The sequence below is a fragment of the Bacillus tuaregi genome (assembly GCF_900104575.1).
Taxonomy (GTDB): Bacteria; Bacillota; Bacilli; order Bacillales; family Cytobacillaceae; genus Bacillus_BD; species Bacillus_BD tuaregi.
Map to the genome: position 1 here is coordinate 2015673 of NZ_LT629731.1, position 13290 is coordinate 2028962.

At 41.6% G+C, this 13290-nt stretch carries 16 protein-coding genes; 14 read left to right on the forward strand and 2 right to left on the reverse strand.

Translation table 11 applies throughout. The features are described from left to right. Positions 1 to 9: 9 nt before the first annotated feature. The 12 genes from BQ5321_RS11945 to BQ5321_RS12000 all read left to right on the forward strand — a co-directional run bounded on the left by BQ5321_RS11945 (position 10) and on the right by BQ5321_RS12000 (position 9460). Complete coding sequence (locus BQ5321_RS11945) at positions 10 to 441, forward strand: NADH-quinone oxidoreductase subunit B family protein (protein WP_071394711.1); 432 nt, start codon at positions 10 to 12, stop codon at positions 439 to 441. Positions 442 to 453: 12 nt separating this feature from the next. Further along, a complete protein-coding gene (locus BQ5321_RS11950; protein WP_071394712.1) occupies positions 454 to 960 on the forward strand; it encodes a 4Fe-4S dicluster domain-containing protein in 507 nt (168 codons plus the stop codon). A 2-nt stretch (positions 961 to 962) separates the two neighbouring features. Then, on the forward strand, positions 963 to 1541 hold the full coding sequence (locus tag BQ5321_RS11955) for an NADH-quinone oxidoreductase subunit C (protein ID WP_200798710.1): 579 nt from the start codon (positions 963 to 965) through the stop codon (positions 1539 to 1541). Continuing rightward, on the forward strand, positions 1534 to 2616 hold the full coding sequence (locus tag BQ5321_RS11960) for a hydrogenase large subunit (RefSeq protein ID WP_071394713.1): 1083 nt from the start codon (positions 1534 to 1536) through the stop codon (positions 2614 to 2616). The genes BQ5321_RS11955 and BQ5321_RS11960 overlap by 8 nt, the downstream gene beginning before the upstream one ends. 24 nt (positions 2617 to 2640) lie before the next feature. Then, positions 2641 to 2982, forward strand: a complete 342-nt coding sequence (gene hypA / locus BQ5321_RS11965; protein ID WP_071394714.1) for a hydrogenase maturation nickel metallochaperone HypA — start codon at positions 2641 to 2643, stop codon at positions 2980 to 2982. A gap of 28 nt (positions 2983 to 3010) precedes the next feature. Further along, positions 3011 to 4270, forward strand: coding sequence for a hydrogenase formation protein HypD (gene hypD / locus BQ5321_RS11970; protein ID WP_084786754.1), 1260 nt, complete (start codon positions 3011 to 3013; stop codon positions 4268 to 4270). Positions 4271 to 4559: 289 nt separating this feature from the next. Further along, positions 4560 to 5255, forward strand: a complete 696-nt coding sequence (gene hypB, locus BQ5321_RS11975; protein ID WP_071394715.1) for a hydrogenase nickel incorporation protein HypB — start codon at positions 4560 to 4562, stop codon at positions 5253 to 5255. After that, complete coding sequence (locus BQ5321_RS11980) at positions 5252 to 5971, forward strand: HesA/MoeB/ThiF family protein (protein WP_071394716.1); 720 nt, start codon at positions 5252 to 5254, stop codon at positions 5969 to 5971. The genes hypB and BQ5321_RS11980 overlap by 4 nt, the downstream gene beginning before the upstream one ends. Positions 5972 to 6130: 159 nt before the next feature. Beyond that, positions 6131 to 6331, forward strand: coding sequence for a helix-turn-helix transcriptional regulator (locus tag BQ5321_RS11985; protein WP_071394717.1), 201 nt, complete (start codon positions 6131 to 6133; stop codon positions 6329 to 6331). After that, positions 6332 to 7012, forward strand: a complete 681-nt coding sequence (locus tag BQ5321_RS11990; RefSeq protein WP_071394718.1) for a DUF3169 family protein — start codon at positions 6332 to 6334, stop codon at positions 7010 to 7012. Between the two features lie 212 nt (positions 7013 to 7224). Further along, a complete protein-coding gene (locus tag BQ5321_RS11995; RefSeq protein ID WP_071394719.1) occupies positions 7225 to 7611 on the forward strand; it encodes a thiol-disulfide oxidoreductase DCC family protein in 387 nt (128 codons plus the stop codon). Between the two features lie 898 nt (positions 7612 to 8509). Further along, a complete protein-coding gene (locus BQ5321_RS12000) occupies positions 8510 to 9460 on the forward strand; it encodes a ribose-phosphate diphosphokinase (protein WP_315970103.1) in 951 nt (316 codons plus the stop codon). A gap of 223 nt (positions 9461 to 9683) precedes the next feature. On the opposite strand, the gene BQ5321_RS12005 is transcribed toward BQ5321_RS12000, so the two are convergent. Continuing rightward, positions 9684 to 10220, reverse strand: a complete 537-nt coding sequence (locus BQ5321_RS12005; protein ID WP_071396884.1) for a hydrolase — start codon at positions 10218 to 10220, stop codon at positions 9684 to 9686. Positions 10221 to 10638: 418 nt separating this feature from the next. Between BQ5321_RS12005 and BQ5321_RS24270 the strand changes: the two genes are divergently transcribed. Further along, complete coding sequence (locus BQ5321_RS24270) at positions 10639 to 10788, forward strand: hypothetical protein (RefSeq protein ID WP_159433428.1); 150 nt, start codon at positions 10639 to 10641, stop codon at positions 10786 to 10788. A 78-nt stretch (positions 10789 to 10866) separates the two neighbouring features. Here the strand turns inward: BQ5321_RS24270 and BQ5321_RS12015 are convergent, their stop codons facing one another. Next, positions 10867 to 11316, reverse strand: a complete 450-nt coding sequence (locus BQ5321_RS12015) for a DUF2269 family protein (protein ID WP_071394722.1) — start codon at positions 11314 to 11316, stop codon at positions 10867 to 10869. A 363-nt stretch (positions 11317 to 11679) separates the two neighbouring features. Here BQ5321_RS12015 and BQ5321_RS12020 point away from each other — a divergent pair, with 363 nt between their 5' ends. Then, positions 11680 to 13164: an aldehyde dehydrogenase family protein gene (locus BQ5321_RS12020; RefSeq protein ID WP_071394723.1), complete on the forward strand. Its 1485-nt coding sequence runs from the start codon at positions 11680 to 11682 to the stop codon at positions 13162 to 13164. Positions 13165 to 13290: the final 126 nt, after the last annotated feature.

Genomic DNA, 13290 nt, shown 5'->3' on the forward strand with positions numbered 1-13290 from the left:
AGAATCGCTATGACAAAATTACTTCAAAACATCATAAAAAAGTCTCCTTGGATCTACCGAATCAATGCCGGGTCCTGTAATGGTTGTGATGTGGAGATGGCCACCACCGCCTTGATTCCCCGCTACGATATCGAGCGGCTTGGCTGCAAGTATTGTGGAAGTCCAAAGCATGCCGACATTGTGCTGATATCCGGACCGGTTACAGCAGTTGTAAAGGAGAAAGTTTTACGTGTATACAATGAAATACCCTATCCGAAGGTAGTGGTAGCGGTCGGGATTTGTCCAATATCAGGAGGCGTTTTTCGAGACAGCTATGCCATCGATGGTCAGCTGGATACTTATATTCCGGTGGACGTCAATGTTCCAGGCTGCCCACCAAGGCCACAGGCTATTATCGATGGAGTGGCCATGGCGGTTGAAATTTGGAAAACCAGATTCTAGGGGGGAGAGGTCATGAGTTCTATATTAAAACTGGTTCTACACAATCTCATCAAAGGACCATCTACCATTCAATACCCCTTTGCAGAAGATTTGGCACCGGCAAAGCTGAGAGGGAAAATAAAGCATGATCCGGAGCTTTGTATGGCCTGTCATATGTGCGAATATGTCTGTGCAGGCGGCGCGATAAAGCTACAGGAGTCTGATGATCAAGAAGGAATCCACTTTGTTGTCTGGCATAACACGTGTACGTTTTGCGGTTTGTGTGAGCATGTCTGTCCAGTTAAAGCGATTCACTTAACAAATGATTACCATACAGCGCATGTGCAGGAGGAGAAGTACACCTATACCGAAAGAACGTGGATTCCAAAACAGCCATGCACCTGCTGTGGTGAACTGTTTCTGCCGCTTTCACCCATCCTAGTGAAAAAGCTGTACGGTGAGGACGGGGACGTGAAGGGACTAACTAAAATGTGTGAAAAATGCCGCAGAAAAGAGACTTGGAAGGGTGGTGTGTTTTAAATATGTTAAAAGAAGACGCCATGAATCATTTCAGACAAAAACTGACTGAAAAAATAGGAGAAACCTACAGCCTGAAATGGGATCAGGATAAAAAAGGAGTTGTTTGCGGTTGGTGCAAACTGGAAAATCCAGAGGATCTCTATACCGTTGCAGAAATTATTGCCGGATATAAGGGAAGAGTGATGACCATATCGCCTTTAAATACACCCGCTGAATTTGCCAGTCCGTCCGAGGTGAGTCGTGTTGAGGATAAGCCTATTACTTTAATCATCAATTATCATTTCTATTTTTTAGGACTTAACTGCACCGTCAGGATTACGCTTCCTTCACTTGAGAGAAAGGTCAATTCGATTACTCCTGTGCTGAAAAGTGCCGACTGGCATGAGAGGGAAATGCAGGAGCTATACAATATTAAGCTGCAGGGTCATCCAAACTCCAAGAGACTCTTTCTTGAAGAAAATATCTATATGACCGATCATACAATGATTCCCCTGTCTGAAGCGATGAATGGTGCAAGCACAAGCACATTATGGGAAAAAGTTATGAAATCTGATGGAAAGGAAGCGACAACCATTGAGTAGCTATACCATTCCAATTGGTCCAGTCCACGTCGTCCTGGAAGAACCCATCTATTTCAAGCTGCAGGTCGAAGGCGAAACGGTGGTTGGTCTTGACATCAATGCCGGCCACGTCCACCGCGGGATCGAATTTCTAACGATGCAGCGAAATTTTTATCAAAACCTGACACTAACGGAACGAGTATGCTCGCTTTGCTCGAATAACCATCCGTTTACCTATTGCATGGCGGTTGAAAAGATAGCCGGAATTGAAATACCGGTAAGAGCGGAATATTTGCGAACGATAGCAGACGAAATCAAACGTATTTCCTCCCATTTGTTTAATATTGGCTTGATTCCTCATATTATCGGCTTCGACTCTCTTTTCATGCATGCCATGGAGCTAAGAGAAAATATGCAGGATATTAAGGAATCTGTGTTCGGAAATCGGATGAATTTATCCGCCAATAGTATCGGTGGCGTGAGATACGATATTTCAAAGGAACAGACAAAGTACATCCTGAACACGCTTGAAACGTTAAAAAAACCACTTGAGGAAATTACGAAAATTTGCCAGTCTAATGCTTCGATCCGCCGCCGGACGGAAGGAATTGGGGTTTTATCGAAAGAAAAGGCTGCGGAGTACGGTGTGGTTGGACCGGTGGCAAGGGCATCAGGTATTGACTATGATGTAAGAGTAGACAACCCGTATGCAGCGTATGACAAGCTTAATGTACATGCAGTAACCATGAAAAATGGAGATGTTTTCTCAAGGCTGATGGTGAGGCTTGGTGAGGTTGTAGAGTCTATACATATGGTGGAGCAATGTTTACAGGAGCTCCCAGATGGTCCGGTCTGTCTGGATTCTATGCCTGATATCCCAGGTGGAGAAGCGATTGCTAAATCGGAGGCTCCGAGGGGTGAACTGATTTATTTCGCCCGTACGAACGGCACTGATATTCCTGAACGGATAAAATGGAGAGTCCCTACGTATCCAAACTGGGAAGCACTAAATATCATGCTTCCTGGCAGTAAAATTGCGGATATTCCGGTTGTAGTTGGCAGTATTGATCCATGCATCTCCTGTACTGAGAGATAGTTACCGTAAAGGAGGCTCCGTACGTTGCATGAACTGGCAATGGTGAGAAGTATTTATGAAGTCATAAACGAGAAAGTAACAGAATATGGCGTAAAACGGGTAAAACAAGTCAAATTAATCGTCGGTGAATTAACCGGTATAGAGGAATCTATCATGAAATCCTGCTTTGAGATATATGTTCAGAGAACACCTGCAGAAGGAGCGAACCTGATTATTGAATATGTTCCGATTCGAGTTATGTGCCGGGATTGCAGCCATGAATTTGAAACCAGCATACCGTTTTCAGATTGTCCTCATTGCGGAACGAAAAAATTTCATATTCTGTCAGGGAAGGAATTATATATCGAAAGCATGGAAGTGGAGTAATTATTATAGTCAGCGTAGGTGATAACAAATGTGTGTTGCAGCTTTTGGAATGGTAACGGAGCGTGTTGAAGGAAGGGCAGTTGTCAGCTTTAAAGGAGCGTTGAAGGAGGTTTCCACTGCGCTGCTTCCTAATGTGAAAATCGGAGATACCGTTGTGGTTCATGCCGGCTTTGCCACCGAAATTGTCAAAAATCCGCATAAAATCTATCGTGATGTGGTGGCAACAGACGCCTATGCCAGACAGCTTTTGGACGGGATAGAAAAAGAAAATAAACGTCTTCGTGAGCGGGAATTAAAGATTATGAACTTTTGCGGAACCCATGAAAATACGATTGTTCAATATGGTCTTCGTGAGCTGTTACCCGCCAATATCCAATTAATCAGTGGGCCTGGCTGTCCGGTTTGTGTGACACCCGAGGAGGAAATTGCTTTAGGCATAGAGCTGGCAAACAGAAAAAATATCATTCTCACAACCTACGGAGATTTATTAAGGGTTCCGACAAGATGGGGCACGCTCGCTCAGTTAAAGCAAGAAGGGAAAGACGTTAGGATTGTCTATGATATTTCACAATCATTAGAACTAGCTAAAAACACTGATTCAGAGGTTGTACATATGGCGGTTGGCTTTGAAACCACTGCCCCAGGAACAGCTTCCGTCATACAGCAGGCAGGAAGTCTTGAGAACTATTCAATTCTTTCTTCGCACCGGATTACACCTCCTGCCATGGAAGAGGTCCTTTTACATTCCAATATGGATATCCTGCTTTGTCCCGGACATGTGGCGATGGTGACAGGCACGGCTCCTTTTGATCTTTTAGTTAAAAAGTACAGGATTCCATGTGTTATTAGCGGCTTTGAACCTGTTGATATCCTGCATGCCATCCTTCAGGCTCTGTATCATTATGACCGTCATGACTCCACTGCCATCAACCAGTATCAGCGGGTAGTAAAAGATAAAGGGAATGGCATTGCCCAGAATCTGATCCAGAGTACCTTTACCCTTACGGATGCTAATTGGCGAGGTGTAGGCTTTTTACCACAGTCTCGCCTTGTTTTAAAACATGAATTTAGTCAGTTTGACGCAGAGATTAAATATAACTTGAAGCTGGCAGGAAAAGAAAAGGACCTCATGCAGACTTGCCTTTGCGGTGAGGTTCTAAAGGGGATGAAGCCCCAGCTTTGTCCTAACTTTGGTCACAATTGTACACCTGCCACTCCCACAGGACCCTGCATGGTCACACAGGAAGGTGCTTGTAGCATTGCTTATATGAATCTTGGTGTATATTAACTTCATTCAGCAAATGCTTTTTGTACTGAAAGCTCGCGACAGGTACAGAAGTCCTCCACTTCTGCAAGTGGGGGATGAATGCAAATGGTCCTTCGATTCAGTGGGGGTGCAAACCCCGGCTGAATGAAGTTAAGCCTCCGGCGAGTCTTGCGATTTTTTAAGGTAGTTTACCCGAGCGAGCTCAGGTAATCCGGACGCAAATTCGACGGGCGAATTTGATTCATGCAGATTCTATGAAACCGGTATATTTTCCAGACAAAATATTATAAAACAGATATGGGGTTTTCATATGAATGAAATAAGTGTGATCGATAGTATCCTGAAGGCTAATGATGAGCGAAGTTGCTTAAATAGAAAGCTACTAGATGAAAAAAAGGTGTATACCATCAATCTGATGGGTTCACCAGGCGCAGGCAGAACAACCATCATCGAGAAGCTGATTTCCAGGTTAAAACAAGAGCTAAACATAGCGGTAATTGAAGGAGATCTTTTTACAGCTATGGACGCTCAAAAAATAGAGTCACACGGTGTTCCTGTCGTTCAAGTTAACACGAGAGGGGCCTGTCATCTTGATGCACAAATGCTGAAGAAGGCCATTGATCAACTCAATCTGGACCGTATCGATTTACTCATCATTGAGAATGTCGGTAATTTGGCTTGTCCAGCTGAGTTTGCACTGGGCGAGGATAGCATCCTAACCATTTTGAGCACAACAGAAGGAAGTGACAAGCCACTGAAATATCCATTTATTTTTGAAAAATCGGATGCCGTTATCTTAAATAAAATGGATCTGATTGAGTTTACCAACTTCGATTCGTTGAAATTTTTCCAAGAGGTCCAATTACTCAACAAAAATACCAGTTTATTTCAAACCTCCTGCAGGCAGGAATCTGGATTGGATGAATTATGCTGTTGGTTGGAATGGAAGGTAAAAGCGAAACAGGAAAGCAGCGCAGTCAGTACTTCGAAGGAGGTACTGCTATGAGATATGATCGACAAATAATCATTCCTCAAATTGGACCGGACGGGCAAAAAAAACTGGAGCAGAGTACCGTGACAGTAATCGGGACAGGCGGGCTCGGTTCCCCGGTGCTGACCTATCTCGCCAGTGCAGGGGTTGGGACCATTAGAATGATCGATTGTGATGTTGTTTCGGAGTCTAATCTAAACCGTCAGTTTTTACATCTTACGGAAGATATCGGAAAGTTGAAGCTTCAGTCAGCAAAGGAAAAACTAGCTAGGCTCAATCCTCATATTCATCTAGTTATGATTGATACGAAATTGGAGCTCGAAAACAGTGAAGAGCTTCTTGCAGGTTCTGATGTGGTCGTTGACTGTGTTGATCATCTTGCTACAAGGACTGCGGTCGCATGTGCATGTATAAAGCTGAATATTCCCCTCGTAGAAGGCGGAGTTGAAGGGTTCTATGGCTATGTGATAGATATTAACAAAGACTCTGCTTGCTTATCCTGTATCGGTTATGATGAGGCAAAACAAAAAACGCCGGTTCCGATTATGGGTGTGACAGCCGGTGTGATTGGCAGTCTGCAGGCAAACGAGTGTATCAAGCTGCTTCTGAAAATCGGCGAGCCACTCTTTGGTCGCATGCTATGCTATGACGGGCTAAGCGGAAGCTGGGATGAAATAGCGGTAAAAAAATCAGAAAGCTGCTCCGTTCATGGAGAAAATCATCATAAATAAGCTTTCAAGGGCATGAATCCAAAAACGGATTGATGCTTTTTTTATTTTTTTAAGGATGACGAATGAGACCGTTTTGACAAAATTGCTATTCATTTTGACAAATATACTTGTCAAAATGAATAGTATCTTTTACAATTAAAATAGAAAGGAGATGCAGATATGAAGAGTCGGCTGAAGGAGCTTCGGGCACGGGATGGTTTAAATCAAACCCAGCTTGCTAAGCTCGCCAAAGTGTCTAGACAAACCATTAGTTTAATTGAACGGGAAGAATTTATTCCTTCACTCTTAATTGCCGTCCGTATCGCACGTATTTTTAAGGAACCTGTTGAAAGTGTATTTTTAATAGAGGAGGAAGAATAAATGAAAGCATGGTTACATATTTTATTAAGTGCTATTGCTGGCTTTGTCGTATCCATTCTTTTGATTAAAGGGTTTAAGGAAGTGGATTTCATCCAATATGCAGATAGCGTGGTAGTCGGTATTCTGGTGATTATTTTCATCCTGCTTATGCTGAGCGTTGTGTTTTATAGACAAATTAAAAGATTAAATAATCAAGAGGTTTCCGGTGATGAAGAGGATGAAATGGACGGCTTAATGTATAAAAAAGCTGCAGATTATTCATTATTTGTACAGTTGAGTATGATTCTTGCCGTTTTAGCTCTATGTATCTCTGTTATTACAACTCAATCAGTCGCCATTGCGATTACTTCAGTTACGGCCATGTTTATTTGTTATCTTTTTAGTATGCTCTTAACCATTCTTATGAAGCAGGTATACCCTGAGCGCAATCTACCAGGCTTTTCCGAGAAGGATTATGCCAAAAAGTTATTAGAAGTATCTGATGAAGGGGAACGACATGTCATGCTGATGGGATTGTACAAATCCTACAATTTCTTTAGTATTGGCTTACTCTTTGCCATTTTCATTACGACCTTTTATTCGCTTGCCACAGGCAACTCACAGATTTTTTCTATTATTGTCATGTGCATGGTCTTACTGCTGGCACACGGAAAGTATAGCTTGACGATTCGGAATAAATGATGCTACATCCACTTTTCAAGACAATCGATATCAGGATAGAATAACTGCCAGGAATTCGTACCAACGACGAGTTTTGGCAGTTTTTTTAATTTTTCAGAATAAAATATTCATTCAGGTATTCACAATGCCAACCTTGTGTGTTAAAAGGTTAGTAGGAGTGTTAAAGGGCAAAAAAGAAGTAATGATTGAAAGAGGCACAGGGAGGCGAAGGCTTGAACGTTATTCTATTCGACGGAGAATGTCATCTTTGCGATGAAAGTGTTCAATTTATCATCAAACGGGACCAAAAGGCTCTTTATTATTTCGCTTCCCTACAAAGTGAAGCAGGTCAAGAGCTATTAAGAAAGTATCAAATTCCTGTTCATCTAAATAGTTTTATCCTTATTGAGGGTCGGCAATGCTTTTACAAATCATCAGCTGCACTTAGAGTATGCAGGAATTTAAAGGGTGGATGGAGATTATTATATGGCTTGTCCATCGTCCCTAAACCATTGCGAGATTATATATATGAAATTGTTGCTAGGAATAGGTATAAATGGTTTGGGAAGAAGGAGAGCTGTATGCTACCGGATCCTAAAATAAGAAAGCGGTTTTTATAAGTTTTATATCGTTAGACTCTATACTCGTTGGAGGTATTTACTTATTAAAAAAAGGATTAACAAGAAAAGTAACATAGAAGCTATGCCTCTAAGCAAATCAATGCCTTCTGCATAACAATATCGTTTATAATACGAATGTAGTACAAACATCAGGAGGGTAAGAATGATTATTACAGACGCAGGACGTGAAGAATTACAACAAATGTTCACTGAAGAGAACTGTTCGAGCATTCGTATTTTTTTTAGTGGGTATGGCTGAGGACAGCCGAGAATTGGACTGGCTCTGGACGAGCCGGAAGCAGACGATATCATTGTCACAATAAATGAAATAACAGTAGCGATTGACCCCTTCATTGAACAAGTGACAGAAGACCTTGTTCTTGACCGGAGTGGACAGGGTAGTGGGATTTCAATGTTTGGAAATACAGGAGATTGTTGCTAGTAGAATGATTAATATTTTTGTTTAACTTCATTCAGCAAATGCTTTTTGTACCGAAAGCTTGCGACAGGTACAGAAGTCCTCCACTTCTACAAGTGGGGGATGAATGCAAATGGTACTTCGATTCAGTGGGGGTACAAACCCCCGCTGAATGAAGTTAAGCCTCCGGCGGATGTCTCGGATTTTCTAAAGGTAGTTTATCGAGCAAGCTCGATAAAAATCCGGACGCAAATTCGCCCGTCGAATTTGATACTAATAATATGTATAAAAAGGTCCGATTATGGGCCTTTTTTAGTATTTACAAGCCGTCTTTGGTTATAGATAAAGCGGTGGAGTTCTAGACCAATTTATTTTAACATGGTTAGTCACTATTTCCACTTCGCAAAAGAATGAAATAACGGTTATAATAAAGAAAATAATAACGAATTTTGTAGAAAAAAGGGTATGGGGGTACAGGGAGTGTCTAATAAAGAGAAGAATAAAGTAAAATTATTTACTTTGAATTCAAATCGCGAGCTGGCATTAGAAATTGCCGAAAAATTAGGGTATGAGCTGGGCAAGGTTCATGTCGATCGTTTTAGCGATGGAGAAATTCAAATACATATTGAAGAAACAGTACGAGATAGTGATGTTTTTATCATTCAATCTACGTCAGGCCCTGTTAATGAAAATACGATGGAGCTCCTCATTATGATTGATGCCTTAAAGAGGGCTTCTGCCAGCCAAATCAATGTGGTGATTCCTTATTTTGGGTATGCACGACAGGATCGATTGGCACGTCCGAGGGAGCCAATCACGGCAAAATTAATGGCAAATCTATTGCAAAAAGCTGGTGCGACAAGAGTTCTTTCCATTGACCTCCATACAGACCAAATGCAGGGATTTTTTGATATTCCGATGGAACATTTAACGGGAATACCGGTTCTTTCGCAGTATATTGAAAACAAAGGGTTAGAAAATATCGTTGTCGTGTCAGCACATCTTGGGAGCGTTCGAAGGGCTAGAAAATTAGCCGATATACTAGACGTTCCCCTAGCACTGGTGGATGAAAGGGAGCCGGAAGAATGCGGGACTGAAACTCGCAGCGTCATCGGAGATGTGGAAGGTAAAAATGTTATTTTGATTGATGATTTAATTGATACAGGGACTACGATGCTGACTGCAGCCCAAGCTATCGCAGAAAGCGGTGCTAAGTCTATCTATGCCTGCTGTACGCATCCTGTTTTAACAGGAAATGTGATTGAAAAAATTGAACGCTCACCCATCACAGAACTGGTCGTGACCAATACGATTCAGCTGCCTCAGGAAAAGCAGCTACAGAAGATTGTCACCATTTCTGTGGCACCATTATTGGCAGATGCTATTGACCGAATTCATTTTGAAAAAGCAGTGAGTCCTTTGTTTGAATAGAATATGGTATGAACGTAAGAAGCCGAACAAATTTGTTTTCGGCTTCTTACGTTCATACTCGCATACAGAGTCATCTACTTGAATGATTGACAACTCGATTCTTTTGATAATCGGCTTTTCTTGTCCGAACTAAGGGGTAGCTCTGACAAATTCTCTTAAAAAGCAGTGCTCGTTGTCCGAACTTAAGAGGAGACTCTATCAAGTTCTCTCATAAATACCTTTTTTACTTCACTAATCGCAATATCGTTTTAAATTCCTCATGGTCGGCCCTTTGCAACAACTCATACATAATCATTTCCGTACTAGTAGGCAATATACCCAGTGCTTGCATTTTTACTAATCCAATTTCCTTGTTTTCCTTCGTACGGGAGGAGACGGCATCTGCTACGACTTCAACCTCAAAGCCCTGTTCCTTTAGCTGTCTAGCAGTCTGATAGACACAAATATGGGCTTCAATGCCTGTAATAATAAATTGAGTTCGACCACTTCTTTTAACAGCCTCCATAAACTCTTCTTCCCGGCAGGCACTAAAGGAAATTTTGCTAATCGGCTGCTCCGTTAAATGCTGGGCAATCTCTGGTGAGGTGGGTCCTAACCGGCTCGGATTCTGTTCCAGCCATAAAATCGGGACCTCCAATGCCTGCATCGCTTGAACCAGCTTTGCTGAATTACTAATAACAGATTCGCTTTCCTCCACAATGGTGGCTAGCTTTCCTTGTACATCCACAAGCACAAGACAAGCTTCTTCTACTGTAAACAACATGACTCACTCCCTAAATTAAGAATTATACTATTAATATTACATATTTTTTAGGAAAAAAGGTGGTTTTTCCTTCTCATTAATCAAATTCGCCCGTCGAATTTGCGTCCGGATTTTTATCGAGCTTGCTCGATAAACTACCTTTAAAAAAATCCATGACATCCGCCGGAGGTTTAACTTCATTCAGCCGGGGTGTGAACCCCACTGAATCGAAGAACCATTTGCATTCATCCCCCACTTGTAGAAGTGGAGGACTTCTGTACCTGTCGCAAGCTTTCGGTACAAAAAGCATTTGCTGAATGAAGTTAAATGTACTAAAAAGTTCAAACTTTAAAATCAAATAAAATAAGCCTTTTTGTATAATTTATCTATTATAGTAAAATAGTAATCAAGAAGGAAAATTTCACTTGGAGGGTTGATGAAAGTGACGATACATGTGTGTCCGAAATGCTACGAAGAAGGAAAGCTTGTTCAAATCAAATTCATCGGTAATTACGGCATCGTCATGTGGTGTGATGAATGTCAGGAAGCCTATTATGAAGAAGAGCAGGAGGCCGCCGCCTTATAGCAAGGCGGTAATCCTTGCCTAAAAAACACTCGTTTTTTGACGAGCAATGTGTTTGATACTCCTCGAAAACGAATGAAGTTAAAACGGCTTAACAGACATGAGCACAATAATCAGGATAGCTAGAAGAGTCACTACCATATGGATAGGGGTAGTCGCTTTAGCAACCGCTTTATATTCCTTTGGTATTTCTTCCCCCTTAGAGTCCATCACAACAGGCATAACCTTTTTCATCTTTGCCCCAATGACAACATAAATTAAAAATTCCACAATGATATATAAAACAATCGAACCAACAAACCAAATTTCTTTGAAATAACTAGGTGATAAATATCCCATTATGAAACCTGTGATAATTAAGATGGCACCGCCGATTTGCGGATACTTTTCTAATCTTTTCATCAGCACAAGGGTATGCTTTAATTGAGACAAATTTTGCGGCATGGTCGATATCACTGGAAAGGCAAAGGTAACACCGATTCCAATGATGGCGGCTAACACATGAAGTAATAATAAAAGCGAATAAAACAAAAAATCACCTCCTAATTAAGAACAACTAAATGTATGCTGTAAAATTAATAGATATGTTTCTATAAAATTGCAAAATATAACAAGGAAAAAGGAAAGGGAATACGCATGTATTGTCATCAGACAGGAGGAACGATATTTTGTTTCTGTCAGCCGGAATATCGGCTCAAGAAGCCGTTTTTTCGGCTATTTTTTTATTTTCTTTTGAAAAAAATAGAAGATTCCCTCCTGCAACCATTGGCATCCTATTTGCTTATAGAAAGAGTGAAATCTAAAAAAAGGGAGATGAGCACTTCGTTAATTCTGAATATTCAGTTAACAAAAGCCGGATGCTAGCAAAATATTAAAATATGAGGAGGAAATAGGATGAAACAGCTTACAGAGGGGATTAATGAAAAGGTTGTAAGGTTTTTACAAGGAAATAAGAAATTATATATTAATGGGCAATTTGTGGAAAGTCAATCTGGAAAGACCTTTGATACGTATAATCCTGCAACAGGAGAGGTTTTAGCAAGTGTGTATGAAGCGAATGCCATGGATATTGATCAAGCAGTAAAAGCTGCTCGAAAAGCCTTCGATGAGGGTCCATGGTCAAAAATGAGCGCTTCTAGCCGAAGCAGGCTGATGTACAAGCTTGCTGATTTAATGGAAGAAAATAGTGCTGAGCTTGCCCAGCTCGAAACGTTAGATAACGGGAAGCCGATTCGTGAAACATCTAATGCCGATATTCCATTATCCATTGAACATATGCGCTATTATGCCGGCTGGTCAACTAAACTGGTTGGTCAAACCATTCCGGTTAATGGGCCATTCTTCAATTATACGCGACATGAAGCGGTTGGGGTTGTCGGACAGATTATCCCTTGGAATTTCCCGCTTTTAATGGCGATGTGGAAGTTGGGAGCTGCGCTTGCAACAGGCTGCACCATCGTCCTGAAGCCAGCTGAACAAACACCATTATCCGTCCTTTACTTAGCCGAATTAATAGAAGAAGCTGGTTTCCCACCAGGTGTAATTAATATTGTTCCAGGCTTTGGTGAAACAGCTGGTCAGCCGCTTGTTGATCACCCCTTAGTAGATAAGATTGCTTTCACCGGTTCAACAGCGGTAGGTAAGCGGATCATGGCAAGTGCTTCAAATACTTTAAAGCGAGTCACACTAGAGCTAGGTGGAAAATCACCGAATATCATTTTACCTGATGCGGATTTAACCAAGGCTATTCCCGGAGCCTTAAATGGAGTCATGTTCAATCAGGGACAGGTATGCTGCGCTGGATCACGTGTATTCATTCAAAAGAAACAATTTGATAATGTGATAGCGGATATGGCGGCACATGCGAACAACATCAAACAGGGTGCCGGCATCCATGGTGATACTGAAATTGGACCGCTTGTTTCAGCAGAACAGCAAAACCGAGTACTAAGCTACATTGACAAAGGGCTTAATGAAGGGGCACAGCTTGTTGCAGGAGGGAAAAAGCCTCAGGAGCAGGGCTACTTCGTCGCACCAACTATTTTTGCCGACGTACGAGATGAAATGACGATTGCCAGGGAAGAAATTTTTGGACCGGTTATTTCTGCCATGCCGTATGAGGATTTAGATGAATTAGTGAAGCGGGCAAACAATAGCGACTTTGGCCTTGCTGCGGGTGTTTGGACACGGGATTTGCAAAACGCACATTACATTGCGAACAATCTTCGGGCTGGTACGGTTTGGGTAAACTGCTACAATGTCTTTGATGCGGCGTCACCATTCGGTGGCTTTAAGCAATCCGGTATTGGCCGTGAAATGGGCTCCTATGCGCTTGAAAATTATACAGAAGTAAAAAGTGTCTGGATTTCGCTGAATTAAACGAAAAGGTCCTTACATCCTTGGATGAAAAATGTTGGATAGTAAAAAACTCGTCAAAATTGACGGGTTTTTTTACCATTTCTTAAGTTATGAACGGGGACCTGCAATACTCTGATGAATATACTT